This window comes from Nocardiopsis coralliicola (assembly GCF_054779695.1).
The window spans coordinates 1-24,638 of record NZ_BAAGXT010000048.1; the positions used below are offsets into that span (position 1 = coordinate 1).

At 69.2% G+C, this 24,638-nt stretch carries 37 protein-coding genes; 1 reads left to right on the forward strand and 36 read right to left on the reverse strand.

Translation table 11 applies throughout. From position 1 onward, the window contains the following. Positions 1 to 187: 187 nt before the first annotated feature. Positions 188 to 1,249 carry a hypothetical protein gene (locus ACYVGT_RS23840; protein WP_460862524.1) on the forward strand — a complete coding sequence of 354 codons (1,062 nt, stop codon included), beginning with the start codon at positions 188 to 190 and terminating at the stop codon, positions 1,247 to 1,249. A gap of 223 nt (positions 1,250 to 1,472) precedes the next feature. Here ACYVGT_RS23840 and truA read toward each other — a convergent pair whose 3' ends face one another. The 36 genes from truA to rpsL form a co-directional block, all read right to left on the reverse strand. Further along, complete coding sequence (gene truA, locus ACYVGT_RS23845) at positions 1,473 to 2,318, reverse strand: tRNA pseudouridine(38-40) synthase TruA (protein WP_460862527.1); 846 nt, start codon at positions 2,316 to 2,318, stop codon at positions 1,473 to 1,475. A gap of 152 nt (positions 2,319 to 2,470) precedes the next feature. After that, the gene (gene rplQ, locus ACYVGT_RS23850) at positions 2,471 to 2,983 is read right to left on the reverse strand and encodes a 50S ribosomal protein L17 (protein ID WP_460862530.1); all 513 of its coding nucleotides are present in this window, start codon (positions 2,981 to 2,983) and stop codon (positions 2,471 to 2,473) included. A 29-nt stretch (positions 2,984 to 3,012) separates the two neighbouring features. Then, positions 3,013 to 4,032 (reverse strand): DNA-directed RNA polymerase subunit alpha, encoded by a 1,020-nt coding sequence (locus tag ACYVGT_RS23855; protein ID WP_460862533.1) that lies wholly within the window; start codon positions 4,030 to 4,032, stop codon positions 3,013 to 3,015. Between the two features lie 96 nt (positions 4,033 to 4,128). Next, on the reverse strand, positions 4,129 to 4,533 hold the full coding sequence (rpsK, locus tag ACYVGT_RS23860; RefSeq protein ID WP_179645417.1) for a 30S ribosomal protein S11: 405 nt from the start codon (positions 4,531 to 4,533) through the stop codon (positions 4,129 to 4,131). A 56-nt stretch (positions 4,534 to 4,589) separates the two neighbouring features. Then, positions 4,590 to 4,970 (reverse strand): 30S ribosomal protein S13, encoded by a 381-nt coding sequence (rpsM, locus tag ACYVGT_RS23865; RefSeq protein ID WP_460862538.1) that lies wholly within the window; start codon positions 4,968 to 4,970, stop codon positions 4,590 to 4,592. Between the two features lie 321 nt (positions 4,971 to 5,291). Continuing rightward, positions 5,292 to 5,405 carry a 50S ribosomal protein L36 gene (rpmJ, locus tag ACYVGT_RS23870; protein ID WP_017537997.1) on the reverse strand — a complete coding sequence of 38 codons (114 nt, stop codon included), beginning with the start codon at positions 5,403 to 5,405 and terminating at the stop codon, positions 5,292 to 5,294. Between the two features lie 45 nt (positions 5,406 to 5,450). Continuing rightward, entirely contained in the window at positions 5,451 to 5,672 is a 222-nt protein-coding gene (infA, locus tag ACYVGT_RS23875; protein ID WP_460862541.1) for a translation initiation factor IF-1, read from the reverse strand. Between the two features lie 334 nt (positions 5,673 to 6,006). After that, the gene (locus ACYVGT_RS23880; protein ID WP_460862543.1) at positions 6,007 to 6,504 is read right to left on the reverse strand and encodes a DUF1707 domain-containing protein; all 498 of its coding nucleotides are present in this window, start codon (positions 6,502 to 6,504) and stop codon (positions 6,007 to 6,009) included. 269 nt (positions 6,505 to 6,773) lie between these two features. Further along, a complete protein-coding gene (gene map, locus ACYVGT_RS23885; RefSeq protein ID WP_460862545.1) occupies positions 6,774 to 7,613 on the reverse strand; it encodes a type I methionyl aminopeptidase in 840 nt (279 codons plus the stop codon). Next, a complete protein-coding gene (locus tag ACYVGT_RS23890; RefSeq protein WP_460862547.1) occupies positions 7,613 to 8,263 on the reverse strand; it encodes an adenylate kinase in 651 nt (216 codons plus the stop codon). Before ACYVGT_RS23890 ends, map begins: the two co-directional genes overlap by 1 nt. Next, the gene (gene secY / locus ACYVGT_RS23895) at positions 8,263 to 9,576 is read right to left on the reverse strand and encodes a preprotein translocase subunit SecY (RefSeq protein ID WP_460862550.1); all 1,314 of its coding nucleotides are present in this window, start codon (positions 9,574 to 9,576) and stop codon (positions 8,263 to 8,265) included. The genes ACYVGT_RS23890 and secY overlap by 1 nt, the downstream gene beginning before the upstream one ends. A 331-nt stretch (positions 9,577 to 9,907) precedes the next feature. Beyond that, positions 9,908 to 10,366 carry a 50S ribosomal protein L15 gene (rplO, locus tag ACYVGT_RS23900; protein WP_460862552.1) on the reverse strand — a complete coding sequence of 153 codons (459 nt, stop codon included), beginning with the start codon at positions 10,364 to 10,366 and terminating at the stop codon, positions 9,908 to 9,910. Beyond that, the gene (gene rpmD, locus ACYVGT_RS23905) at positions 10,363 to 10,548 is read right to left on the reverse strand and encodes a 50S ribosomal protein L30 (RefSeq protein WP_460862555.1); all 186 of its coding nucleotides are present in this window, start codon (positions 10,546 to 10,548) and stop codon (positions 10,363 to 10,365) included. Before rpmD ends, rplO begins: the two co-directional genes overlap by 4 nt. 2 nt (positions 10,549 to 10,550) lie before the next feature. Then, positions 10,551 to 11,153 carry a 30S ribosomal protein S5 gene (rpsE, locus tag ACYVGT_RS23910; RefSeq protein WP_460862559.1) on the reverse strand — a complete coding sequence of 201 codons (603 nt, stop codon included), beginning with the start codon at positions 11,151 to 11,153 and terminating at the stop codon, positions 10,551 to 10,553. Between the two features lie 51 nt (positions 11,154 to 11,204). Further along, positions 11,205 to 11,585, reverse strand: coding sequence for a 50S ribosomal protein L18 (rplR, locus tag ACYVGT_RS23915; RefSeq protein WP_460862562.1), 381 nt, complete (start codon positions 11,583 to 11,585; stop codon positions 11,205 to 11,207). 2 nt (positions 11,586 to 11,587) lie between these two features. Beyond that, positions 11,588 to 12,127: a 50S ribosomal protein L6 gene (gene rplF, locus ACYVGT_RS23920; RefSeq protein ID WP_460862565.1), complete on the reverse strand. Its 540-nt coding sequence runs from the start codon at positions 12,125 to 12,127 to the stop codon at positions 11,588 to 11,590. A gap of 16 nt (positions 12,128 to 12,143) precedes the next feature. Next, positions 12,144 to 12,542, reverse strand: a complete 399-nt coding sequence (gene rpsH, locus ACYVGT_RS23925; protein WP_460862566.1) for a 30S ribosomal protein S8 — start codon at positions 12,540 to 12,542, stop codon at positions 12,144 to 12,146. A gap of 473 nt (positions 12,543 to 13,015) precedes the next feature. Next, positions 13,016 to 13,201 carry a type Z 30S ribosomal protein S14 gene (locus ACYVGT_RS23930; RefSeq protein ID WP_026120329.1) on the reverse strand — a complete coding sequence of 62 codons (186 nt, stop codon included), beginning with the start codon at positions 13,199 to 13,201 and terminating at the stop codon, positions 13,016 to 13,018. A gap of 10 nt (positions 13,202 to 13,211) precedes the next feature. Next, complete coding sequence (gene rplE / locus ACYVGT_RS23935; protein WP_460862569.1) at positions 13,212 to 13,787, reverse strand: 50S ribosomal protein L5; 576 nt, start codon at positions 13,785 to 13,787, stop codon at positions 13,212 to 13,214. Continuing rightward, a complete protein-coding gene (rplX, locus tag ACYVGT_RS23940; RefSeq protein WP_460862571.1) occupies positions 13,787 to 14,092 on the reverse strand; it encodes a 50S ribosomal protein L24 in 306 nt (101 codons plus the stop codon). Before rplX ends, rplE begins: the two co-directional genes overlap by 1 nt. 3 nt (positions 14,093 to 14,095) lie before the next feature. Next, on the reverse strand, positions 14,096 to 14,464 hold the full coding sequence (rplN, locus tag ACYVGT_RS23945; protein ID WP_460862572.1) for a 50S ribosomal protein L14: 369 nt from the start codon (positions 14,462 to 14,464) through the stop codon (positions 14,096 to 14,098). A 101-nt stretch (positions 14,465 to 14,565) separates the two neighbouring features. After that, positions 14,566 to 14,841, reverse strand: coding sequence for a 30S ribosomal protein S17 (rpsQ, locus tag ACYVGT_RS23950; RefSeq protein WP_460862574.1), 276 nt, complete (start codon positions 14,839 to 14,841; stop codon positions 14,566 to 14,568). Next, positions 14,838 to 15,092: a 50S ribosomal protein L29 gene (gene rpmC, locus ACYVGT_RS23955; protein ID WP_460862575.1), complete on the reverse strand. Its 255-nt coding sequence runs from the start codon at positions 15,090 to 15,092 to the stop codon at positions 14,838 to 14,840. The genes rpsQ and rpmC overlap by 4 nt, the downstream gene beginning before the upstream one ends. Continuing rightward, positions 15,092 to 15,508: a 50S ribosomal protein L16 gene (gene rplP / locus ACYVGT_RS23960; RefSeq protein WP_017593357.1), complete on the reverse strand. Its 417-nt coding sequence runs from the start codon at positions 15,506 to 15,508 to the stop codon at positions 15,092 to 15,094. Before rplP ends, rpmC begins: the two co-directional genes overlap by 1 nt. Before the next feature lie 3 nt (positions 15,509 to 15,511). After that, positions 15,512 to 16,330 carry a 30S ribosomal protein S3 gene (rpsC, locus tag ACYVGT_RS23965; protein WP_460862578.1) on the reverse strand — a complete coding sequence of 273 codons (819 nt, stop codon included), beginning with the start codon at positions 16,328 to 16,330 and terminating at the stop codon, positions 15,512 to 15,514. Next, positions 16,330 to 16,683, reverse strand: a complete 354-nt coding sequence (rplV, locus tag ACYVGT_RS23970; protein ID WP_460862580.1) for a 50S ribosomal protein L22 — start codon at positions 16,681 to 16,683, stop codon at positions 16,330 to 16,332. Before rplV ends, rpsC begins: the two co-directional genes overlap by 1 nt. 72 nt (positions 16,684 to 16,755) lie before the next feature. Further along, on the reverse strand, positions 16,756 to 17,034 hold the full coding sequence (gene rpsS / locus ACYVGT_RS23975) for a 30S ribosomal protein S19 (protein ID WP_460862583.1): 279 nt from the start codon (positions 17,032 to 17,034) through the stop codon (positions 16,756 to 16,758). A 12-nt stretch (positions 17,035 to 17,046) separates the two neighbouring features. After that, positions 17,047 to 17,886: a 50S ribosomal protein L2 gene (gene rplB, locus ACYVGT_RS23980; protein WP_460862585.1), complete on the reverse strand. Its 840-nt coding sequence runs from the start codon at positions 17,884 to 17,886 to the stop codon at positions 17,047 to 17,049. A gap of 57 nt (positions 17,887 to 17,943) precedes the next feature. Next, positions 17,944 to 18,234 carry a 50S ribosomal protein L23 gene (rplW, locus tag ACYVGT_RS23985; protein ID WP_460862587.1) on the reverse strand — a complete coding sequence of 97 codons (291 nt, stop codon included), beginning with the start codon at positions 18,232 to 18,234 and terminating at the stop codon, positions 17,944 to 17,946. Then, entirely contained in the window at positions 18,231 to 18,902 is a 672-nt protein-coding gene (gene rplD, locus ACYVGT_RS23990) for a 50S ribosomal protein L4 (protein ID WP_460862590.1), read from the reverse strand. Before rplD ends, rplW begins: the two co-directional genes overlap by 4 nt. 2 nt (positions 18,903 to 18,904) lie before the next feature. Beyond that, positions 18,905 to 19,555: a 50S ribosomal protein L3 gene (rplC, locus tag ACYVGT_RS23995; protein WP_460862592.1), complete on the reverse strand. Its 651-nt coding sequence runs from the start codon at positions 19,553 to 19,555 to the stop codon at positions 18,905 to 18,907. 13 nt (positions 19,556 to 19,568) lie between these two features. Then, entirely contained in the window at positions 19,569 to 19,877 is a 309-nt protein-coding gene (rpsJ, locus tag ACYVGT_RS24000) for a 30S ribosomal protein S10 (RefSeq protein ID WP_013156110.1), read from the reverse strand. Between the two features lie 217 nt (positions 19,878 to 20,094). Beyond that, positions 20,095 to 21,288, reverse strand: a complete 1,194-nt coding sequence (gene tuf, locus ACYVGT_RS24005) for an elongation factor Tu (protein ID WP_460862596.1) — start codon at positions 21,286 to 21,288, stop codon at positions 20,095 to 20,097. A gap of 56 nt (positions 21,289 to 21,344) precedes the next feature. Then, a complete protein-coding gene (fusA, locus tag ACYVGT_RS24010) occupies positions 21,345 to 23,459 on the reverse strand; it encodes an elongation factor G (protein ID WP_460862598.1) in 2,115 nt (704 codons plus the stop codon). A 46-nt stretch (positions 23,460 to 23,505) separates the two neighbouring features. Next, complete coding sequence (rpsG, locus tag ACYVGT_RS24015) at positions 23,506 to 23,976, reverse strand: 30S ribosomal protein S7 (protein ID WP_460862601.1); 471 nt, start codon at positions 23,974 to 23,976, stop codon at positions 23,506 to 23,508. Between the two features lie 2 nt (positions 23,977 to 23,978). Then, positions 23,979 to 24,350 (reverse strand): 30S ribosomal protein S12, encoded by a 372-nt coding sequence (gene rpsL / locus ACYVGT_RS24020; protein WP_017538026.1) that lies wholly within the window; start codon positions 24,348 to 24,350, stop codon positions 23,979 to 23,981. Positions 24,351 to 24,638 lie beyond the last annotated feature (288 nt).

Below are 24,638 nucleotides of genomic sequence, written 5' to 3' on the forward strand. Positions count from 1 at the left end.
GCCGGGAGCGCCGGGGCGGCCGCCCGGTCCCGTCCCGCCGAACGCGGCGCCCCCCGGCGCCCGTCCGCCCGGACCCCCCGGCGCCCCGCCGGGACCTTTCCCTCCGGGGGCGCGGCCCCCGGGGATGCCGGGTCCCGGCCGGCCGCCCGGCCCTCCGCTGCCGCCGCACGGCGCTCCGCAGCCGGGCATGCCCGGGCAGCCGCCGGCACCCCCGTTCGGCCCGGCGCCGGGCGGGCCCGCCGAGGCCGAGGCGAAGCCGAAGACGCCGCTGATGGGCCGCATCCTCGGCCGCCAGGAGCGCGCCAAGTCCGACGCCGTTCCGGCGGAGGAGCTGCCCGAGTTCCCTGAGGACTCCGACGCCAAGACCCAGAACATCGCGGTCGTCCGGGACGCCCCCGAGGACGGCGCCACGCAGAACATCGCCGCGGTCGGCGGCGATGCCGGTGAGAACTCCACCCAGAACCTGGGGGCCGTCGACGACGCCTTCGGCAGCCTGTACCGGGACAGCTCGGCGAGCAGCGGCGCGCCGTCGCACACCGCCGAGATCGACCTGTCGGCGATGTCGGACTTCGACGACGAGCCGCCGCACCGGCACGGCCGCCGACGCAGCGCCAGCGGCGGGCGGACCGCGCTGATCGTCGGCGGATTCGCGGTCGTGCTCGTGGCCGGCGCCACCGGCGCGTTCTTCCTCGCGCGCGGTGCCGGCGGCACCGACGCGGAGACCGCCGCTGCGGCGGACCCGCCGGGATCCCCGTCCACCCTGGAGTCCGGAACGCTCTTCCCGGAGACGCTCGACGTCAACGGCACGGAGTACGAGCTGGCGCTGGTCGACGCGACCGACGACTGCTCCACGGTGGGCCGCAACGACTACGGCTCGGTGCTCGCCGACAACGGCTGCGAGCAGGTGATCCGGGCGACCTACACCGACCCCGAGGGCGGCCTCGCCGTCACCGCCGGCATCGCGGCGATGGGCTCCGCCGACGAGGCGGGCGCCGCGATCGAGGCACAGGACCTCAACCAGGGCGACTGGTTCGCGGGCCTCAAGGGCTCCGACGGCAGCGGTGCCGAGAACATGGAGGCCGCGGCCGGCCGCGCAGGCGGCGGCCAGTGGGGGCCCTACCTGGTGTTCTCGCTCGCCGCCAACGCCGATGGCGCCCCGCCGGCCGAAGACGACGCGGCGCTGGAGAAGGCCGGCGACGGGTTCGTCGACACCGTCCTGGCCTCCCTCGTCGCTGAAGAGGGCGGCTGACCCTCGCCACCGCCGACGGCGCGTGCCGGCATCCCCGCGGGATGCCGGCACGCGCCGTTTCGGTACTGCGCGGAGCTGGAGCGCCGCGGCGAGGCGGCTTCACGCACGCCCGCGAGCCGACCCCAGGGACCGGGCAGACCGCCCCGCCCCCGGATCCCGCGCTCGCGGGCCGGCCCCGACCAGCGGTCGCGGCCGGAAAAGCAGCCGCGGCCGGCCCTCGGCGTCAGAGCGTGCGCACGCGGCGCGTCAGGCGGGCGCGGAGGGCGAGGTCGGCGTCGGGCGGGTAGGCGATCTCTTCGAGGGTGAGGCCGTGCGCCGCGACGACGTGTACGGACGAGTCGCGGACACCGGCCTCCAGGACGGCGCCGGGCCACTCCGCGGGGCGGCGGCCGTCGCCGACCGCGAGCATCGCGCCGATCAGGGCGCGCACCATGTTGTGGCAGAACGCGTCCGCCCGAACGGTGGCGGCGAGCACGCCGTCGGCGCCGCGCTCCCAGCTGAGCCGCTGCAGCTCGCGGATTGTCGTGGCGCCCTCCCGCTTCTTGCAGAAGGCGGCGAAGTCGTGCTCACCGGTCAGCAGGTCGGCCGCGCGGTTCATCCGGTCCGGGTCGAGCGGACGCCGGTGCCAGAGCACGTCGGCGCGGCGCAGCGGGTCGACCCCGGTCGGGCTGTCGTCCACCCGGTACACGTACCGGCGGTACAGCGGCGAGAAGCGAGCGTCGAAACCGTCCGGCGCGGGAGCGGCCGCCCGCACCCGCACATCGGGGGGCAGGACTCCGGACAGCCGGCGCAGCACGCGCCCGCCTTCCGACTCCCACTTCCCCCGGTCGACGTCGGCGTGGGCGACCTGCCCGCGGGCGTGCACACCGGAGTCGGTCCGGCCCGCCACGGTCAGCGCCACCTCCGGCACCCGCAGAACCCGTGCGGCCGCCTCCTGCAGCACGCCCTGCACGGTGCGCAGCCCGGGTTGGACCGCCCACCCGGAGAAGCCGCTGCCGTCGTAGGCGATGTCGAACCGGATGCGCACGGTGTCTGCCGCCTCCGTACCCGGCGCTTCGCCGACGTCCATTCCCACTCCCCTGCACGGATGCCTTCCAGCACCCGACGTCATCGGTGTTGAGGTTCGCGCGGGGCAGGCGGACACCCGCACCCGCCGCACAAACACGTGTGCCCGGTCCCCGACGGGCGGGGACCGGGCACCGTGCGGCGCAGGAAAAGGACCTACTTGTCCTTGTCCTCGCCCTTGTCGTCGGACGCAGCCTCGGCGGCGTCGTCGGCAGCGGCCGCGGCGGTCTCCTCGGCGGGAGCCTCCTCGGCGGCAGCCTCGGCCGGCTTGGGCTCCTCAGCCGGGGCAGCCTTCTTGGCGGCGGGGCGGTTCAGCGCCTCGACCAGCTCGATCACGGCCATGGGCGCGTTGTCGCCCTTGCGCGGACCGATCTTGGTGATGCGGGTGTAGCCGCCCTCGCGGTTCTCGAACCGCGGGCCGATCACGGTGAACAGCTCGTGCACGACACCCTTGTTGGTGATCGTGCGCAGCACCTGGCGGCGCGCGTGCAGGTCGCCGCGCTTGCCAAGGGTGATCAGCTTCTCGGCGTAGGGGCGCAGGCGCTTGGCCTTGGCCTCCGTGGTCGTGATCCGGCCGTGCTGGAACAGCGACGTCGCCAAGTTCGCCAGCATGAGCCGCTCATGAGCCGGCCCGGAGCCCAGGCGGGCCCCCTTCGTCGGCGTGGGCATGGTGTGGTTCTCCTAATGAAGCGGAAGGCTTAGTACTGCTCGGTCTCGACGTAGGACTGGTCGTCGTCGTCGGAACCGTAGGAGTCGGCCGCGCTGCTCGGGTCGAATCCGGGCGGGGAGTCCTTCAGCGAGAGGCCCATGTCGATGAGCTTCTGCTTGACCTCCTCGATGGACTTCGCGCCGAAGTTCCTTATATCGAGCAGGTCCTGCTCCGAGCGGGCGACCAGCTCGCCCACGGAGTGGATTCCCTCGCGCTTGAGGCAGTTGTAGGAGCGCACCGTCAGGTTCAGGTCCTCGATCGGCAGCGCCAGGTCGGCGGCGAGCGCGGCGTCCGTGGGGGACGGGCCCATGTCGATGCCCTCGGCGTCGACGTTGAGCTCCCGCGCCAGCCCGAACAGCTCGACCAGCGTCTTGCCGGCGCTCGCGACGGCGTCGCGCGGCCGGATGCACGGCTTGGTCTCGATGTCCAGGATCAGCCGGTCGAAGTCCGTGCGCTGCTCGACACGGGTGGCCTCGACCTTGTAGGTGACCCGCAGGACCGGCGAGTAGATCGAGTCGATCGGGATACGGCCGATCTCCTGGCCCGGCTGCTTGTTCTGGACCGCCGAGACGTAGCCGCGGCCGCGCTCGACCGTGAGCTCCATCTCGAGCTTGCCCTTGCTGTTCAGCGTGGCGATGTGCAGGTCGGGGTTGTGCACCTCGACCCCCGCCGGCGGCGCGATGTCCGCAGCGGTCACAACGCCCGGTCCCTGCTTGCGCAGGTACATCAGAACCGGCTCGTCGTGCTCGGAGGAGACGACGAGGCCCTTGAGGTTCAGGATGATCTCGGTGACGTCTTCCTTCACGCCGGCCACGGTGGTGAACTCGTGCTCGACGCCCTCGATGCGGATGCTGGTGACGGCCGCACCGGGGATGGAGGACAGCAGGGTCCGCCGCAGCGAGTTGCCGATGGTGTAGCCGAATCCCGGCTCCAGCGGCTCGATGACGAACTTCGACCGGAGTTCCGACAGGCTCTCCTCGGAGAGCGTCGGACGCTGAGCGATCAGCATGTGACGGTTTTCCTTTCCCACGGCCGCCCGCTATATGACGGCCACTGGCGGGACCCGCGGCTGCGGGTCCCGATCAACTGCGCACCGGCGCCCGAGTCAGACGCGGCGGCGCTTCGGCGGACGGCACCCGTTGTGCGGAACGGGGGTGACGTCCTGAATGGAGCCCACCTCCAGGCCGGTGGCCTGCAGCGAGCGGATCGCGGTCTCCCGGCCGGAGCCGGGGCCCTTCACGAAGACGTCGACCTTGCGGACGCCGTGCTCCTGCGCGCGGCGGGCGGCGGCCTCGGCCGCCATCTGCGCGGCGAACGGGGTGGACTTGCGCGACCCCTTGAAGCCGACCTGCCCGGAGCTCGCCCACGAGATCACCGCACCCGTCGGGTCGGTGATGCTCACGATGGTGTTGTTGAACGTGCTCTTGATGTGAGCATGCCCGTGGACGATGTTCTTCTTTTCCTTGCGACGCACCTTGCGCGCGGCGCCCTGACGGCCCTTAGGCGGCATACCAGTTCTCTCCCAAGATCATCGATCCGTTGCGGTCCCGTGCGGTTCCGGACGGACTACTTCTTGCCGACCTTCTTCTTGCCGGCCACGGTCTTCTTCTTGCCCTTGCGGGTGCGGGCGTTGGTCTGCGTCCGCTGGCCGTGCACCGGCAGGCCGCGGCGGTGCCGGATGCCCTGGTAGGACCCGATCTCCATCTTGCGGCGGATGTCGCCCTGGACCTCGCGCCGCAGGTCGCCCTCGACCTGGTAGTTGGCGTCGATCCAGTCGCGCAGGCGGCCGAGTTCCTCCTCGGTCAGCGCGTGCACGCGCGTGTCGGGGCTGACCCCGGCGTTGGAGAGGGTCTCGGCGGCGCGGGTGCGGCCGATCCCGTAGACGTAGGTGAGAGCGATCTCCACGCGCTTCTCGCGCGGGAGGTCGACGCCGGAAAGGCGTGCCATCGGGCGGTCTCCTTCACTGTGCGGAGGTCTGACCCGTTCCATTGCCCTCTCGTCGCCCAGCCGACGAGGCCCCGGCCTCCGACCGGGGGTTGTCCCCGCGTCCGCACCGCGGCCGGCGAAGCCCTGCTTCGCACTGCGCTGCGGGATGGAACACGGGAACCGGAACAGGTTCTCTCAATGGAGATGCGGTACGGCGAGATGCGCGGCCCCGGCGTTCCCCTCGGGGACCGGAAGGTGCCCCGCGGGGGCACTGGGGCGGTGCGGTCTCGCGATGCTGCTGCGGCGTATGCCGCCGGGACGCCGTGCGGCGCCGAGGGCGTGTCAGCCCTGGCGCTGCTTGTGGCGCGGGTCCGAGCAGATGACCATGATCCGGCCGTGACGGCGGATCACCCGGCACTTCGCGCAGATCTTCTTGACGCTCGGCTTGACCTTCATGGTGGCTCCGGACTCGTGCCCGGGCTCCGCTGGAGCCGCGGGCTGCTACTTGTAGCGGTAAACGATGCGCCCGCGCGTGAGGTCGTACGGGCTCAGCTCCACGACAACGCGGTCGTCGGGGAGGATACGGATGTAGTGCATCCGCATCTTGCCGCTGATGTGGGCAAGAACCTTGTGCCCGTTTTCGAGCTCCACTCGGAACATCGCGTTGGGTAGGGACTCGATAACGGAGCCCTCGATCTCGATGGCGCCGTCTTTCTTAGCCATATCCTCCACGCTTCAGGAATCGCACCCCGCCGGAAGACGGGGAGAGCATGCGTCTGCGGGCCGCCGGAAGCCGACCGCCCGAACACACCGCCGAATCGAACATTGACAATCAGGTCAACTGCGACAGCATACGCATTGATTCCAGAGGATGCGACCGATGGCAGCCTGACCCAACGACCCGAGTGTGGGCGTCACCAGTCTATCCTGTCCGGCCGGGTGCCTCTGCCGTGCGCACCGCAGCCGCCCCGCGGGGCGCTCCGGGGAGCTCTGCCCGGTCCCGACTGCCGCGCTGGCGACCGGCCGCGGCACAGCCCGCCGGCGGCCGGCGGCCGCGCTACTCGGCCGGCGGTTCGTCGCCGCCGCGCTGCACCGCGACCAGGGCGACGGTGATGAACACCATGACGAAGCCCCACGGCACCGCGACCCAGAGGAACCAGGGGTAGCCGGTGCCGTCGCCGGTCAGGAAGAGGATCAGCCAGATCACGAAGCAGAGCGCGTTGACTCCGGCCCACAGCGACCACGGGATCACCAGCGCCGGGTCCTTCAGCACGCTGCGGCCCTGCGGCCGCGCTCCGGCGGACGGGGCGCGGGCCGGGACCGGCCGCGGCGGCGCCAGGTCGGCCAGGTCGCGCTCCGGGAGATCGGCGGTCAGCGCCTGGAGGTCGCCGGCGGTGCGGGCGGTATAGACCGACTCGAGGCGCTGGCCGAACTCGTCGCCGTCCAGCCGGCCCTGCGCGAAGTGGTTCTGCAGGAGCTTCGCGGCGCGGTCGCGGTCAGCATCGCCGACCCGCACGCCGCCGGCGCCCACAGGCCCGTCCGGCTCGCCGGCCACCGCCACCACCCCTGCCGCTCGTCTCGGTCCGCGGCCCCGCCCGGGGCCCGCTGCAATCCTATCCGCGGCTCCGGCGCCGCCCGGCAGCAGCGAGGCGGCGCCTTCCGGCCCCGGACGGGCGCGTCTGCGGTGCGGCGCGCCCCCGGTGCCCTGCAGCGGCCGGCGGCACTGCGTCCGTGCGGATACGGCGGAGGCCGGGCCCCGCGGTGGGGGCCCGGCCTGGAGAGTGCCGGTGCCTGCGCTTCGCCGCCTCGGCGGCAGCGCCCGGCTCAGCCGTCCGGGTCGACGAGGCCGAGGCGCTCGATCTCGGGGCGGTCGTCGGCGCGGGCGGTGAGCACCCGCGGCCCCTCCGCGGTCACCGCGACGGTGTGCTCGAAGTGGGCGGAGCGGGCACCGTCGTCGGTGACCACCGTCCAGTCGTCGGCCAGCACCGAGACGCGCTGGGTGCCGCGGTTGGCCATCGGCTCGATGGCCAGGACCATGCCCTCGGACAGGCGCAGCCCCTTGCCGGGCCGCCCGTGGTTGAGGACGTGCGGCTCCATGTGCATCTCCGTGCCGATGCCGTGGCCGCCGTACTCCTGCACGTTGCCGTAGCCGCCGGCGCGCAGCGCGGTGTCGATCGCGTTGCCGATGTCGCCGAGCCGCTTGTCCGGGCGGAGCTGGGCGATGCCGGCCCACATCGCCGCGCGGCAGGCGTCCATCATGGCCCGGTCGCCGTCCGACGGCTCGCCCACCGCGACGGTGATCGCGGAGTCGCCGTGCCAGCCGTCCAGGATGGCGCCGCAGTCGACGGAGATGACGTCGCCCTCGGCGAGCACCGTGTCGGCGCGCGGGATCCCGTGCACGACCTGCTCGTTGACCGAGGCGCAGATCGAACCGGGGAAGGCGGGCACTCCGCCGCCGGCGCCGTACCCCTTGAACGAGGGGACGGCGCCGGCGTCGCGGATCGTGCGTTCAGCGACGGCGTCCAGGTCCAGGGTGCTCACCCCGGGCTGCACCGCGTCGCGGACCGCCTCCAGCGCCCGGCCGACCACGAGGCCGGCCCGGCGCATGAGGGCGATCTGCTCTGCCGTCTTCAGCTGGATGTTCGAGGCGGAGCGGCGGAACATCAGGAGCCGGCCCGGAGGGCGTCCAGGGCCCGGCCGGTGACGTCCTGCACGGCGCCGGTGGCGTCGATCGTGACGAGGATGCCCTGGGCGGAGTAGAACTCCACCAGCGGCTCGGTCTGCTCGCGGTAGACCTGCAGCCGGTGCCGGATGACCTCTTCCCGGTCGTCGTCGCGCTGGTACAGCTCGCCGCCGCACGCGTCGCAGACGCCCTCGCCGCCGGGCGGGTCGTAGTCGACGTGGTAGACGCGCCCGCACGAACGGCAGGAGCGGCGACCGGAGAGGCGCTTGACGACCTCTTCCTCGTCGGCCTTGAGTTCGAGGACGGCGTCGAGCTTGGCGCCGAGCCCGCCCAGCATGCCGTCCAGGGTCTCCGCCTGGGCGACGTTGCGCGGGAACCCGTCGAGCAGGAAGCCGTCGCGGGCGTCCTCCTCGGCGAGGCGGTCGCGCACCATCTCGTTGGTGACCTCGTCGGGAACGAGGTCGCCGCGGTCCATGTAGCTCTTGGCGCGCTGGCCGAGCTCGGTACCGCCGCTCACATTGGCCCGGAAGATGTCACCGGTGGACACCTTCGGGATGGACAACTCCGTCGCCAGGATCTGGGCCTGGGTGCCTTTTCCGGCACCCGGGGGACCCACAAGTACGGCACGCACTATCGCAGAAAACCTTCGTAGTTCCGCTGCTGGAGGTGAGACTCGATCTGTTTCACCGTGTCCAGCCCGACACCGACCATGATGAGGATGCTCGTACCGCCGAACGGGAAGTTCTGGGACGCGCCGGACGCGCCCAGAGCCACCATCGGCAGCAGGGCAATGAACCCCAGGTACAGCGAGCCGGGCGTCGTCAGCCGGGTCAGGACGAAGTCCAGGTACTCGGCGGTCGGACGTCCGGGCCGGATACCCGGGATGAACCCACCGTACTTCTTCATGTTGTCGGCGACTTCGGCGGGGTTGAACGTGATGGCCACGTAGAAGAACGCGAACCCGACGATCAGCACGAAGAAAGTGGCCATGTAGACCGGATGCGTGCCGCTCACGAAGTACTCGTTGAGAAAGTTCACAAACGGGTTGCTGGCGCCCTGCCCGAACAGGCCGACGGCCAGCTGCGGCAGGTAGAGCAGCGACGACGCGAAGATGACCGGGATGATGCCGGCCTGGTTCACCTTGAGCGGGATGTAGGTGGAGCTGCCGCCGTACATCCGCCGGCCGACCATGCGCTTGGCGTAGTGCACCGGGATGCGGCGCTGGGCCTGCTCGATGAAGACGACGCCGGTGATCAGGACGACGCCCGCGACGCAGATGATCGCGAAGACCCAGGTGTCCTGCTCCTGCCACAGGGTGCCGATCGACGCCGGGAAGGCGGAGACGACCTGGGTGAAGATGAGCAGGGACATGCCGTTGCCGACGCCGCGCTCGGTGATGAGCTCGCCGAACCACATGATCACCGCGGTGCCCGCGGTCATGGTGAAGACCATCGTGATCAGGGTGATCAGGTCCTGGTTCGGCATGTAGGTGTTGACCGGGATCTGCTGCTGGAACAGCTGTCCGCTGCGCGCCATGGCGATGAAGCTCGTCGCCTGCAGGACGGCGAGCGCGATCGTCAGGTACCGCGTGTACTGCGTGATCCTGGCCTGCCCGGACTGGCCCTCCTTCTTGAGGGCCTCCAGCCGCGGGATCACCACCGTCAGCAGGTTGATGATGATGCTCGCGGTGATGTACGGCATGATGCCCAGGGCGAACACCGCCAGCTGGAGCAGCGCACCGCCGCTGAACAGGTTGATCAGCGAGTAGATCCCGGACTGGTCCGCGGCCTGCACGGCCTCGAGCTGGTCTCTGATCGCCGCCGAGTTGATCCCCGGCGCGGGGATCACCGAACCCAGCCGGAAGATCGTCAGGATGAACAGCGTGAACAGCAGCTTGTTACGCAGGTCGGGCGTGCGGAACGCACGGACGAACGCACCTAGCACGTCTCCTCCTGCGAGGCTTCGGCGGCGGAACCGATTCGAGACATCGCGGCCGATCCTGAATCGTCGTAGGTCGTCGGCACCGGGAGCGGCCCCGGAACCCTGGTGTCATGCACCCTGGAGCTTTCGGGCACGGTCAGGCAGTAAGGCACTGTAACAGCCAATCACCGATCGGGCGGGATCGAGGAGGCGGCCAGGGCCGGGGCGGGCGGTGGCCGCGGAGCGCGGAGGGGCGCCCGTCGGTACCCAACCTAGTGGGTGAAACCGACGAGCGCCCCGTCATCGCGCAGGCGATGTGCGTATCGCGGGTAATCCCGGCGACGCAGGTGCTGCCCTACAGCTCGGTGGCGGTGCCGCCGGCCGCGGTGATCTTCTCCTTGGCGGCGCCGGAGAACTTGTCTACCGTCACCTGCACCTTCACGGAGATCTCACCGTCGCCGAGCACCTTGACCGGCTGGTTCTTGCGGACCGCGCCCTTGGCGACGAGCGCCTCGACGGTGACCTCGCCACCCTCCGGGAACAGCTCCGCCAGGCGGTCCAGGTTCACGACCTGGTACTCCTTGCGGAACCGCGCGTTGCTGAAGCCCTTGAGCTTCGGCACCCGGCGGATCAGCGGCATCTGGCCGCCCTCGAAGCCGACCGGCACCGTGGAGCGGGCCTTCGTGCCCTTGGTGCCGCGACCGGCGGTCTTGCCCTTGGACGCCTCGCCGCGACCCTTGCGGATCTTCGACTTGTTGGAGCCCGGAGCGGGACGCAGGTCGTGGAGCTTGATCGGCCCGTTGTTCTCGCTCATGCGTCGACCTCCTCGACGTTCACGAGGTGCGCCACGATCGTGATCTGGCCGCGGACCGCCTTGTTGTCCTCGCGGACAGCAGAGCGGCCGATCTTGCCCAGACCCAGCGAGCGCAGGTTCTCATGCTGCTTGGCAGTGCCGCCGATCTTCGAGCGGACCTGCGTGATCTTGAGCTTCGCCATGGTCAGGCCCCCGCCTTCGCTTCCGCGCGCGCCTTGAGCATGGGGGCCGGAGCGACGTCCTCGACCGGGAGGCCGCGGCGGGCCGCGATCTCCTCAGGCCGGTTCAGGTCCTTCAGCGCCGCCACGGTGGCGTGCACGATGTTGAGCGGATTGGACGATCCGAGCGACTTGCTGAGCACGTCGTGGATACCAGCGCACTCGAGGACGGCGCGCACCGGACCGCCGGCGATAACACCGGTACCCGGGGCGGCCGGACGCAGGAGGACGACGCCGGCGGCGTCTTCGCCCTGCACGCGGTGCGTGATGGTGCCCTGGATGCGCGGGACGCGGAAGAAGTTCTTCTTCGCCTCCTCGACACCCTTGGCGATCGCGGCCGGAACTTCCTTGGCCTTGCCGTAACCCACGCCCACCATGCCGTTGCCGTCGCCGACGACGACCAGCGCGGTGAAGCTGAACCGCCGGCCGCCCTTGACGACCTTGGCGACCCGGTTGATGGTCACGACCTTCTCGATGTAGGAGACACCCTTGTCTGCGGCGCCGCCGCGGCGATCGTCACGGCGGTCACGCCGCTCGCCACCGGCGCCGCGCCGCGGAGCTGCAGCCATCAGTGGTTCCTCTTCCCGTCGGAGTTGTTGCTGCGGCCGGAGTGGTTCACCTTAGAACTCCAGCCCGCCGGAGCGCGCACCCTCGGCGAGGGCGGCGACGCGGCCGTGGTACCGGTTGCCGCCGCGGTCGAAGACGACGGCGGAGACGCCGGCGTCCTTGGCACGCTGCGCGATGAGCGCGCCGACCTGCTGCGACTTCTCGGACTTGGTGCCCTCCGCGGTGCGGAGAGAAGCGTCCAGGGTGGACGCGGAGGCCAGCGTGTGGCCCTGCGAGTCGTCCACGATCTGGGCGAACATGTGCTTGGAGGAGCGGGTCACGACCAGGCGCGGACGCGCCGGGGTCCCGCTGACCTTCTTGCGGACCCGCAGGTGCCGGCGCGAGCGGGAGGCCGCGCGCGCGGAGCCCTTGCGGGGCGTGGTCGAGTTCCTCATGACTACTTACCAGCCTTCCCCGCCTTGGAGCGGATCTGCTCGCCCTTGTACCGCACGCCCTTCTTCTTGTACGGGTCGGGCTTGCGCAGACCGCGGATGTTCGCGGCCACCTGGCCGACGAGCTGCTTGTCGATGCCCTCGACGTGCAGCACGGTCGGCTTCTCGACGCGGAAGGTGATGCCCTCCGGCGCCTCGATGACGACGGGGTGGCTGTAGCCCAGGGAGAACTCCAGGTTGGAGCCCCGCGCCTGGACGCGGTAACCGACGCCGTGGATCTCCAGCGTCTTGCTGAAGCCGTCGGCAACGCCGGTAACCAGGTTCGCGATGAGCGCACGGTTGAGGCCGTGCAGCGACCGGTTCTCCGGCTTGTCGTCCGGACGCGCCAGAACGATGCGACCGTCCTCGGCCACCTCGGCGGTGATCGGCTCGGTCACGGTGTGGTGCAGTGTGCCCTTCGGCCCCTTGACAGTGACGTCTTGCCCGTCAATCGTGACTTCGACGCCCTTGGGGACCGAGACCGGCAGTCGACCGATTCGCGACATGCTGAGATCTCTCCCTCTACCAGACGTAGGCGAGGACTTCGCCGCCCACGCCGTTCTTCTTGGCCTGCTTGTCCGTCATCAGGCCACCGGACGTCGAAATGATCGCCACGCCGAGGCCGCCCAGGACGCTCGGCAGGTTCTCCTTCTTCGCGTAGACCCGCAGGCCCGGCTTGGAGACTCGGCGGACGCCGGCGATGGAGCGCTCCCGGGTGGGGCCGTACTTCAGCTCCACGACCAGGTTCTTGCCCACGGGGGCGTCCTCAGTGGTCCACCCCTGGACGTAGCCCTCCTGCTGGAGGATCTCGGCGATGTGCGCCTTGATCTTGGAAAACGGCAGCGACACGGTGTCGTGGTATGCCGAATTCGCGTTCCGCAGACGCGTAAGCATGTCTGCGATCGGGTCGGTCATCGTCATGGCCGTTCGGCCCTTCCTCACCGCGGTTTCCCCGAGGACGTGCGGATCCCGTTCCGCTCGCTCCCCGCGCAGGGCGCGGAGTTCCTGGGGACCTTCGGCGTGGTCGTGGGCACCGCTCCGGATCGTCCGGTACCGTGCCCTGTTCGTGATGTCGGATTGCGCTGTACCGGCGTACCGGCACGTGCACCGCGCGGCGGGAGCCGGGGCCCGCGTGCTGCAGCGCTTCCCGTGCGGGTGCTGCAGCAGGAGCCCGAGCCGTGCCGCCCGCCGAAGCGGACCGCGTCCGCGCCGCGGGGCCGGACCGCCGTTCGGCGGCCGGCCCCTCGCGCGCGGCACGGACCGCCTCGGAGGAACGGGGAGTCCCTGCCGAGGTCGGCCGTACTGTCAGCGGCGGCGCCCCGAACCGGGGCGGCCGCAGCGTCGTCGGCCCGGTCGGCCGCAGCCCGGGGGCTGCAGCGCCGACCCGCTGGTCTCTACCAGCTCGACTTGGCGATGCCGGGGAGCTCGCCCTTGTGCGCCATCTCGCGGAAGCAGATCCGGCAGAGGCCGAACTTCCGGAACACGGCGCGGGGACGCCCGCAGCGCGAGCAACGAGTATACCCGCGCACCGCGAACTTCGGCTTCCGGTTCGCCTTGGCGATCAGTGCCTTCTTGGCCATTTCCGTCCCCTCAGGCTTCCTTGAAGGGGAAGCCGAGCCGCTTGAGCAGGGCGCGCCCCTCGTCGTCGCTGTTCGCGGTCGTGACGACCGTGATGTCCATCCCACGCTGCCGGTCCACCTTGTCGGGGTCGACCTCGTGGAACATGACCTGCTCGGTCAGTCCAAACGTGTAGTTCCCGCGGCCGTCGAACTGCTTCGGGGACAGGCCCCGGAAGTCGCGGATGCGGGGCAGCGCCAGGGAGAGCAGCCGGTCGAGGAACTCCCACATCCGGTCGCCGCGCAGCGTGACGCTGACGCCGATCGGCTGGCCCTCGCGGAGCTTGAACTGCGCGATGGAGTTCTTGGCCCGGTTGATCTTCGGCTTCTGGCCGGTGATCGCGGACAGGTCGGCGAGCGCGCCCTGAATGAGCTTCGCGTCCCGAGCGGCCTCGCCGACGCCCATGTTGACCACGATCTTGGTCAGCCCGGGCACCTGCATGATGTTGCCGATGCTGAACTCGTCGCGCAGCGCCGGAACGATCTCTTCCCGGTACTGCTGCTTGAGACGCGGCAGCGCGGGGGCCTCGATGTCGTTGGTGACCGTCATCAGATGTCCTTACCGGTACGGCGGGAGATCCGAACCTTGGTGCCGTCGTCCTCGAAGCGGTGGCCCGCACGGGCGGGCTTGCCGCCCTCGGCGAGCGCCACGTTGCTCACGTGGATCGGCGCCTCCTTGGTGACGACCTCGCCCTGCTGGCCGCCCGCCGGGTTCGCCTTCTTGTGCTTCTTGATGAGGTTGACGCCCTCGACGATGACGCGCTGCTCCTTCGGGATGGCCTTGATGACCTTCCCGGTGGCGCCCTTGTCCTTGCCGGCGATGACGATAACCTCGTCGTCCTTCTTGATCTTCATCGCCTAGAGCACCTCCGGGGCCAGCGAGATGATGCGCATGAACTTGTTGTCTCGCAGCTCACGGCCGACCGGGCCGAAGATGCGGGTGCCCCGCGGGTCCCCACCGTCCTTGATGAGGACGGCGGCGTTCTCATCGAAGCGGATGTAGGAGCCGTCGGGCCGGCGGCGCTCCTTGGAGGTACGCACGATCACGGCCTTGACGACATCGCCCTTCTTCACGCCGGCGCCGGGAAGGGCGTCCTTCACCGTCGCCACGATCGTGTCGCCGATGCCCGCGTAGCGCCGACCCGAGCCGCCGAGGACACGGATGGTCAAGATCTCCTTGGCCCCCGTGTTGTCGGCGACCTTGAGTCGCGACTCCTGCTGAATCACGTCTGCTCCTGATATATGCGCGCGGACGCACTGTCCGCGCTGCTAGGTGGTCTCACCCCTTAGGCGGCCGATCTCCACGAACCGGCCGCCTGCACAGGGGTCTACTTAGCCTTCTCCAGGATCTCAACGACGCGCCAGCGCTTGGTGGCCGACAGCGGGCGGGTCTCCATCATGCGGACCCGGTCGCCGACGCCGCAGGTCTCTGCCTCGTCGTGAGCCTTGTACTTGGTGGTGCGGCGGATGACCTTGCCGTACAGCGCGTGCTTGACGCGGTCTTCCACCTCGACGACCACGGTCTTCGACATCTTGTCGCTGACCACGAGGCCCTCGCGCACCTTGCGGTAGTTACGAGCGTCCTGCTCGTTGGTCTCGCTCATTCGGCTGCTTCCTTCGTCTTCTCAGCCGACTCGCCGGCCAGCGGCACAATGCCCAGCTCGTGCTCCCGCAGGACCGTGTAGATCCGGGCGATCTCGCGCTTGACGATCCGCAGTCGACCGTGGTTGTCGAGCTGCCCGGTGGCAGCCTGGAAGCGCAGGTTGAACAGCTCTTCCTTCGCCTCCTTGAGCTTGCCGGCCAGATCCTCGGCGGACTGGTCGCGCAGCTCCTGGGCGGTCGTGGTCTTCGCCATTACTCCCAGACCTCCCGCTTCACGAACTTGCACCGCATCGGGAGCTTGTGCATCGCCCGACGCAGGGCCTCCTTGGCCACCGGCTCCGGCACGCCGGCCAGCTCGAACATGACGCGTCCGGGCTTGACCGGGGCCACCCACCACTCGGGGGAGCCCTTACCGGAACCCATGCGGGTCTCGGCCGGCTTCTTGGTCAGCGGGCGGTCCGGGAAGATGTTGATCCACACCTTTCCGCCGCGCTTGATGTGACGGGTCATGGCGATACGAGCGGCCTCGATCTGCCGGTTGGTGACGTAGGCGGCGTCCAGGGCCTGGATGCCGTACTCACCGAAGTTGACCGTCGTGCCACCCTTGGCGCGTCCACGCAGGTCCGGGTGGTGCTGCTTGCGGTACTTGACCTTCCGGGGAATGAGCATCGGTCAGCTCCCCTCGTTCCCGGACTTCTCTGCGCCCTGCGCCGCGTCAGCGGGCGCACCGGACTTGGCCTCGGCCGCGGGAGCCCCCTGGCCGGTGCCCTGGCCGCCGCGGCGGCGGCGCTGCGGACGCTCACGGCGCTGCTGGCCGCCGCCCGGAGCGCGCTGCGCGGCCTGCTTGGCCTCGCGCTCGGCGCGGGTGGCGGGAGCGTCGCCCTTGTAGATCCACACCTTGACGCCGATACGGCCGAAGGTGGTGCGGGCCTCGAAGAAGCCGTAGTCGATGTCGGCGCGGAGCGTGTGCAGCGGCACACGGCCCTCGCGGTAGAACTCCGACCGGCTCATCTCGGCGCCGCCCAGGCGGCCGCCGCACTGGATGCGGATGCCCTTGGCGCCGCTCTTCATCGCGGACTGGATCGCCTTGCGCATGGCACGGCGGAACGCGACGCGGCTGGCGAGCTGCTCGGCAACGCCCTGGGCGACCAGCTGCGCATCGGTCTCGGGGTTCTTCACCTCGAGGATGTTCAGCTGGACCTGCTTCTTGGTGAGCTTCTCCAGGTCGCCGCGGATGCGGTCGGCCTCCGAGCCCCGGCGGCCGATCACGATGCCCGGGCGCGCGGTGTGGATGTCCACACGGACGCGCTCACGGGTGCGCTCGATCTCGACCTTCGCGATTCCGGCCCGCTCCATGCCGCGGTTCAGCATGCGGCGAATGGCCACGTCTTCCTTGACGTAGTCCTTGTACTGCTTGTCGGCGTACCAGCGGCTCTTGTAGTCCGTGGTCACCCCGAGCCGGAACCCGTGCGGGTTGATCTTCTGCCCCACTATCGGGTCCTTTCCTTCGTCTCACTGGGCTCGACGACCACGGTGATGTGGCTCGTGCGCTTGGTGACGCGGAAGGCCCGGCCGAAGCCGCGCGGACGGATCCGCTTCAGGGTCGGACCCTCGTCCACCCACGCTCCGCCGACGACCAGCGTCTCGCGGTCGAGCTTGTCGTTGTGCTCTGCGTTGGCGATGGCGCTCGCGAGCACCTTCCCCACCTGCTCGGACGCCGACTGCGGCGCAAACCGGAGGACCGCCTGAGCCTCGTCAGCGGGCAACCCGCGAATCAGGTCCACCACCCGGCGGGCCTTGCGGGGCGTGACGCGGACGAACCGCGCCTGTGCCCTCGTTCCCATCGCTTTTCCCTCGCTCACGGAAATCTCCACCCCACGCACCGTGGGGATCGTGCTTCTACGGATGTGCAACCGCTAACGGCGGCTACGGCGGTCTTCCTTGACGTGGCTGCGGAAAGTGCGCGTGGGAGCGAACTCGCCCAGCTTGTGGCCGACCATGGCTTCAGAGACGAAGACCGGGACGTGCTTGCGGCCGTCGTGGACGGCGATGGTGTGCCCGATCATCTCGGGGACGACCATCGAGCGGCGCGACCACGTCTTGATGACGTTCTTGGTGCCCTTCTCGTTCTGGTCCTCCACCTTCTTGATGAGGTGGTGGTCCACGAAGGGGCCCTTCTTCAGGCTACGTGGCATCAGACGTGCTCCTTACCGCTTCTTCTTGCCGCTGCGCCGACGCCGCACGATGTACTTGTCGCTGGCCTTGTTCTTGCTGCGGGTACGGCCTTCCTTCTTACCCGCGGGGTTGACCGGGTGGCGTCCGCCGGAGGTCTTCCCCTCACCACCGCCGTGCGGGTGGTCGACCGGGTTCATGACCACACCGCGGACGGTGGGGCGCTTGCCCTTCCACCGCGAGCGGCCGGCCTTGCCCCAGTTGATGTTGGACTGCTCGGCGTTGCCGACCTGTCCGACCGTGGCGCGGCAGGTGACCTCGACCATCCGCATCTCGCCGGAGGGCATGCGCAGCGTCGCGTACGCGCCCTCCTTGGCCAGCAGCTGGATCTGCGTCCCGGCGGAGCGGCCCAGCTTGGCGCCGCCGCCCGGCTTCAGCTCGACCGCGTGCACGAACGTACCCGTGGGGATGTTGCGCAGCGGGAGGCAGTTGCCCGGCTTGATGTCGGCCCCGGGGCCGTTCTCCACCCGGTCGCCCTGCTTGAGGCCGGCGGGCGCCAGGATGTAGCGCTTCTCGCCGTCCACGTAGTGCAGCAGCGCAATACGGGCGGTGCGGTTGGGGTCGTACTCGATGTGCGCGACCTTGGCCGGCACACCGTCCTTGTCGTGCCGCCGGAAGTCGATGATCCGGTAGGCGCGCTTGTGTCCGCCGCCCTGGTGGCGGGTGGTGATCCGGCCGTGGCCGTTCCGCCCGCCCTTGGAGTGCAGCGGACGCACCAGGGACTTCTCGGGCTCCGAGCGTGTGATTTCAGCGAAGTCGCTGACGCTGGAGCCGCGACGGCCCGGCGTCGTCGGCTTGTACTTACGAATGCCCATCTTCTTCGCGCATTCCTTACGTGTATTGCTGGTCGAAGCGGTAAAACGCCGCGGGGATCAGACTCCGAAGATGTCGATCCGGTCGCCCTGGGCCACCGTGACGATGGCCCGCTTGGTGTCGGGGCGCTTCCCGTAACCGAACCGGGTCCGCTTCCGCTTGCCCTGACGGTTGATCGTGTTCACGGACGTGACCTTCACCTCGAAGATCTTCTCGACCGCGATCTTGATCTGCGTCTTGTTGGCGTCCGGGCGGACGATGAACGTGTACTGGTTCTGGTCCTGCAGCCCGTAGCTCTTCTCGGAGATCACCGGCTCCACGATGATGTCCCGAGGGTCGGGGATCCTCACTGGTCGTCCTCCTCGGACTGCGCGCCCGCGGCGGTGCCGGAGGCGTGCGCAACGAACTCGTCGTAACCGCGCTCGGTGAAGACCACGTCGTCGGCGTAGAGCACGTCGTAGGTGTTGACCTGGTCCGCGTCGAGGATGTGCACCTCGGGCAGGTTGCGCAGCGCGAGGCGGTTCGTCTCGTCCGCGCGGTCCAGGACGACGAGCACCTTGTCGGAGTCGGTGACCTGCCGCAGGGCCTTGAGGGCGGTCTGGGTGCGCTTGGCCTCGACGCCCTCGGCGATGAACTCGCTGATGACGTGCACCCGGCCGTGGCGCGCCCGGTCGGACAGGGCGCCGCGGAGCGCGGCGGCCTTCATCTTCTTCGGGGTGCGCTGGGCGTAGTCGCGCGGCTGGGGGCCGTGCACGGTGCCGCCGCCGGCGTACTGCGGGGCGCGGATCGAGCCCTGGCGGGCGCGGCCGGTCCCCTTCTGGCGGTACGGCTTCTTGCCACCGCCGCGGACCATGCCGCGGGTCTTGGTGGCGTGCGTGCCCTGGCGCCCGGCGGCCTCCTGGGCGTTCACGACCTGGTGCATCAGAGCGATGTTCACCTTCTGGTCGAAGATCGCCTCCGGGAGCTCAACGCTCCGGCCGGCGGCACCCTCGGGGCTCTTCACCTCGATGGAAGCCATTGTCAGTTCTCCCCCTTCACGGCGGTGCGAACGAGCACCAGTCCGCCGTTGGGGCCGGGCACCGCACCCTTGACCAGGATGAGGCCCTTGTCGGCGTCCACGGCGTGGACCGTCAGGTTCTGCACGGTCTTGCGGACGTTGCCCATGCGGCCCGCCATGCGCATGCCCTTGAACACGCGGCCGGGCGTGGCGCAACCGCCGATGGAACCGGGCTTGCGGTGCACCTTGTGCGCACCGTGCGATGCCTTCATGCCGGCGAAGCCGTGGCGCTTCATGACGCCCGCGAAGCCCTTGCCCTTGGTCTTGCCGGTCACGTCGACCTGCTGACCCTGCTCGAAGGTGTCGGCAGCCAGCTCCTGGCCGAGCTCGTACTCGCCGGAGTCGGCGGTGCGGACCTCGACGTAGTGGCGGCGCGGCGTCAGCTCGTGCTTGCGCAGGTAGTCGCCGAGCGGCTTGTTGACCTTGCGCGGGTTGATCTGCCCGTAGCCGAGCTGCACGGCGGAGTAGCCGTCGGTCTCCGGAGTCCGGACGCGCGTCACGACGCACGGGCCGGCCTTCAGGACGGTGACGGGCACGATGCGGCCCGCGTCGTCGAAGACCTGGGTCATGCCGAGCTTCTCGCCCAGGACTCCCTTGATCTGCTTGGTGGCCATGTCTGTGCGTCCCTTAAAGCTTGATCTCGATGTCGACGCCGGCCGGGAGGTCGAGCCGCATGAGCGAGTCGACGGTCTTCGGCGTCGGGTCGATGATGTCGATCAGCCGCTTGTGCGTCCGCATCTCGAAGTGCTCCCGCGAGTCCTTGTACTTGTGCGGAGAGCGGATGACGCAGTACACGTTCTTTTCCGTCGGCAACGGCACCGGGCCAGCGACCTGCGCGCCGGTCCGCGTCACGGTCTCGACGATCTTGCGAGCCGAGCTGTCGATGACCTCGTGGTCATAGGCCTTGAGCCGAATGCGGATCTTCTGTCCCGCCATGGTGGCCTTTTCGTCCTTCGCTTCAGTGTCCGTAGGCGGGGAACCGTTCCCGGTCCCTGCCCCTCCAGGGGGTCCCTGCGTACTGGCTCTATTCACCTGAGAAACCGCTGCAGGGCTTTCCCCTGAGGTGCATCACCGCTACAGAGCCCGATGACGTCGTTCATGGTGGGGCGGCCGGACCGGCCTGGCGGTCGGCCGGCCGCCCCCAGCGGTCGTGCTACTTGATGATCTTGGTGACGCGACCGGCGCCGACGGTCCGGCCACCCTCGCGGATGGCGAACTTGAGGCCCTCGTCCATGGCGACCGGCTGGATCAGCTGGACGGACATGGCGGTGTTGTCGCCCGGCATGACCATCTCAGTGCCCTCCGGAAGGGTCACGACGCCGGTGACGTCGGTGGTCCGGAAGTAGAACTGGGGCCGGTAGTTGTTGAAGAACGGCGTGTGGCGGCCGCCCTCGTCCTTGGACAGGATGACGACCTGGCCCTCGAACTCGGTGTGCGGGGTGGTGGTGCCCGGCTTGATGACGACCTGGCCGCGCTCCACGTCCTCGCGCTTGGTGCCGCGGAGGAGCAGGCCGACGTTGTCGCCGGCGACGCCCTGGTCGAGCAGCTTGCGGAACATCTCCACGCCGGTGACCGTCGTGGTCTGCTTCTCTTCCTTGATGCCGACGATGTCAACGGTCTCGTTGACGTTGACGACACCCTGCTCGATGCGGCCGGTCACGACGGTGCCGCGGCCGGTGATCGAGAAGACGTCCTCGATCGGCATCAGGAACGGCTTGTCGGTGTCGCGCTCCGGGTTCGGGATCTTCTCGTCGACCGCGGTCATGAGCTCGAGAATGGCGTTGGCCCACTTCTCGTCGCCCTCGAGGGCCTTGAGCGCGGAGACCTTGACGACCGGAACCTCGTCGCCCGGGAACTCGTACTCGTTGAGGAGCTCGCGCACCTCAAGCTCGACGAGCTCGAAGATCTCGTCGTCGTCCACCATGTCGGCCTTGTTCAGGGCCACCACGAGGTAGGGCACGCCGACCTGGCGGGCCAGGAGCACGTGCTCCTTGGTCTGCGGCATCGGGCCGTCGGTGGCGGCGACCACGAGGATGGCGCCGTCCATCTGCGCCGCACCCGTGATCATGTTCTTCACGTAGTCGGCGTGGCCGGGGCAGTCGACGTGGGCGTAGTGACGCGCCTCGGTCTGGTACTCGACGTGCGCGACGGAGATGGTGATGCCGCGCTGGCGCTCCTCAGGAGCGTTGTCGATGTCCTCGAACGGGGTGAACGGGTTCAGCTCCGGGTACGCGTCGTGCAGCACCTTGGTGATCGCGGCGGTAAGGGTGGTCTTACCGTGGTCGATGTGCCCGACGGTGCCGATGTTGACGTGCGGCTTGGTCCGCTCGAACTTGGCCTTGGCCACTGGAATTCTCCTAGACGTACAGAGTTTCTCGCTGACTGGTCACGCGTTCGCGGTGGTCACTCGCCGCGGACCTTCGCCACGATCTCCTCCTGGACGCTGGAGGGAACCTCCGCGTAGGAGTCGAAGACCATGGTGTAGTTGGCCCGGCCCTGCGTGCGGCTCCGCAGGTCCCCCACGTAGCCGAACATCTCCGACAGGGGCACCTGGGCCTTGACGACCCGCACACCGGCGCGCTCGTCCATCGACTGGACCTGGCCCCGGCGGCTGTTCAGGTCACCGATCACGTCGCCCATGTACTCCTCGGGCGTCGTGACCTCGACCGCCATGACCGGCTCGAGGATGACCGGCTTCGCCTTGCGAGCGGCATCCTTGAAGGCCATGGAACCGGCGACCTTGAAGGCGAGCTCGGAGGAGTCCACGTCGTGGTAGGCGCCGTCCTGCAGGGTCACCTTGACCCCGACGATCGGGTACCCGGCGAGGACGCCGAACTCAGCGGCCTCCTGGCAGCCGGCGTCCACCGAGGGGATGTACTCCCGGGGGATGCGGCCGCCCGTGATGCTGTTGACGAACTCGTAACCGGCACTGTCGCCATCGTCGTCGGCCGCGAGCGGCTCCAGGTCGATGATGACGCGGCCGAACTGGCCGGAGCCACCCGTCTGCTTCTTGTGGGTGTACTCGACCTTCTCGACCTTCTTGCGAATGGTCTCGCGGTAGGCCACCTGCGGCTTGCCGATGTTCGCCTCGACCTTGAACTCGTCCCGCATGCGGTTGACGAGCACCTCAAGGTGCAGCTCGCCCATACCCGAGATGACCGTCTGACCGGTCTCCTCGGAGGAGGACACCTGGAAGGAGGGGTCCTCGTCGGCGAGCCGCTGGATCGCGATGGAGAGCTTCTCCTGGTCGCTCTTGGTCTTCGGCTCGATGGCGACCTCGATGACCGGAGCCGGGAAGGTCATGGACTCGAGCACGATCGGCGACGAGGGCTCGCACAGCGTCTCGCCCGTGCTGGTGTCCTTGAGGCCCATCACGGCGACGATGTCGCCGGCGCCGACGCTGTCGATCTCCTCGCGCTTGTTGGAGTGCATCCGGTAGATCTTGCCGATGCGCTCCTTGCGGCCCTTCACGCTGTTCAGGATCTGCGAGCCGGCCTTCATCACGCCCGAGTAGATGCGGACGTAGGACAGCTTGCCCAGGTGCGGGTCGCTGGCGATCTTGAAGACCAGGGCCGAGAGCGGCTCCTCCGTGCTGGGCTTGCGCTCCAGCTTGGTCTCCTCGCTCTCGTCCTTGGGGTCGTGGCCCTCGATCGCGTCGACGTCCAGCGGCGAGGGGAGGTAGGCGACGACCGCGTCCAGCAGCGGCTGCACGCCCTTGTTCTTGAAGGCGGTGCCGCCGACGACCGGAACCGCGGTACCGGCGATGCACGCGCGGCGGATCGCGGGCACGAGCTGCTCCACGGTGGGCTCGTTGCCCTCCAGGTAGAGCTCCATGATCTCGTCGTCGGCCTCGGCCAGCGCCTCGATCATCTTCTCGCGCGCCTCGCGGGCCGCGTCGGCGTGCGTCTCCGGGATCTCAGCGGTCTCGTAGGACTCGCCGAGCTTGGCTTCCGGGGTCCAGATGTAGGCCTGCATCCGGACCAGGTCGATGACGCCCTTGAAGTCGGACTCGGCGCCGATCGGCAGCTGGATGGCGAGCGGGTTCGCGCCCAGTCGCTCCCGGAACATGTCGACACAGCGCTGGAACTCGGCGCCGATCTTGTCCATCTTGTTGATGAAGCAGATCCGCGGCACGTTGTACCGGTCGGCCTGACGCCACACCTGCTCCGACTGCGGCTCGACGCCTTCCTTGGCGTCGAAGACCGCGACCGCGCCGTCAAGGACGCGCAGCGACCGCTCGACCTCGATGGTGAAGTCCACGTGGCCGGGCGTGTCGATGATGTTGATGGTGGTGTCGTCCCACTGGGCGGTAATAGCAGCAGAGGTGATCGTGATCCCCCGCTCCTGCTCTTCCTTCATCCAGTCCATCGTCGAGGCGCCGTCGTGCGTCTCGCCGAGCTTGTAGTTGACACCCGTGTAGAAGAGGATCCGCTCAGTCGTCGTGGTCTTGCCCGCGTCGATGTGAGCCATGATCCCGATATTGCGGACCTTGGCAAGGTCAAGAGCAGTGGTGGCCATGTGGCTCGTCTTCTCTCGGTATCAGGTATCGATTCGCCCGCGGGGGTTACCAGCGGTAGTGAGCGAAAGCCTTGTTGGACTCCGCCATCTTGTGCGTGTCCTCGCGGCGCTTGACACTGGCACCGAGCCCGTTGCTCGCGTCCACCAGCTCGTTGAGCAGCCGCTCGGTCATGGTCTTCTCGCGGCGCTGGCGCGAGTAGCTGACCAGCCAGCGCAGGGCGAGCGTGGTGCTCCGGGAGGCGCGAACCTCGACCGGGACCTGGTAGGTCGCGCCACCGACGCGGCGGCTGCGGACCTCCAGGGACGGCTTCACGTTGTCCAGTGCGCGCTTCAGCACGACCAGAGGGTCCTGACCGGTCTTCTCGCGGGCGCCTTCGAGCGCTCCGTAGACGATGCCCTGCGCGATCGAGCGCTTGCCGTCCAGCAGCACCTTGTTGATGAGCGCGGTGACGAGCGGCGATCCGTAGACCGGGTCAGTGATGAGCTGGCGCTTCGGCGCCGGACCCTTGCGCGGCATGCTTACTTCTCCTTCTTGGCGCCGTAGCGGCTGCGGGCCTGCTTGCGGTTGCGGACGCCCTGGGTGTCGAGGGAGCCCCGGACGATCCGGTACCGGACACCGGGGAGGTCCTTCACGCGGCCGCCGCGCACGAGCACGATGGAGTGCTCCTGCAGGTTGTGGCCGATGCCGGGAATGTAGGCCGTGACCTCGATCCCGCTGCTCAGCTTCACGCGGGCGACCTTGCGCAGGGCGGAGTTCGGCTTCTTCGGCGTAGTGGTGTAGACACGCGTGCACACACCACGACGCTGCGGACTCCCCTTCAGCGCCGGGGTCTTGTTCTTTGCGACCTTGTCCTGTCGGCCCTTGCGGACCAGCTGCTGGATGGTGGGCACCGCGTCTCCGTCTTCCTCGTGACCTACGCCGGTTCTTTAGCCGTTGTCGCTATCGACCTGGTGGTGTTTCCCGTCCCCCCGGCCCACGCATCCGGGCGTGTCGCGCTCCATTCCGAGAATGGCGGACGTCCAGATGCGCTCGGCCTCACGGCCGTTCGTCAGGAGGGGAGGATGCACAGTACGCTGCGCCGCGACCGCTCCGGTGAACCGGCGGCGATAACTGGGCGCGCGCGTGTGACCCGCTGGCTCACGGGCACGAAATTCAAGGGTACCGAAGCGCGGTTACCC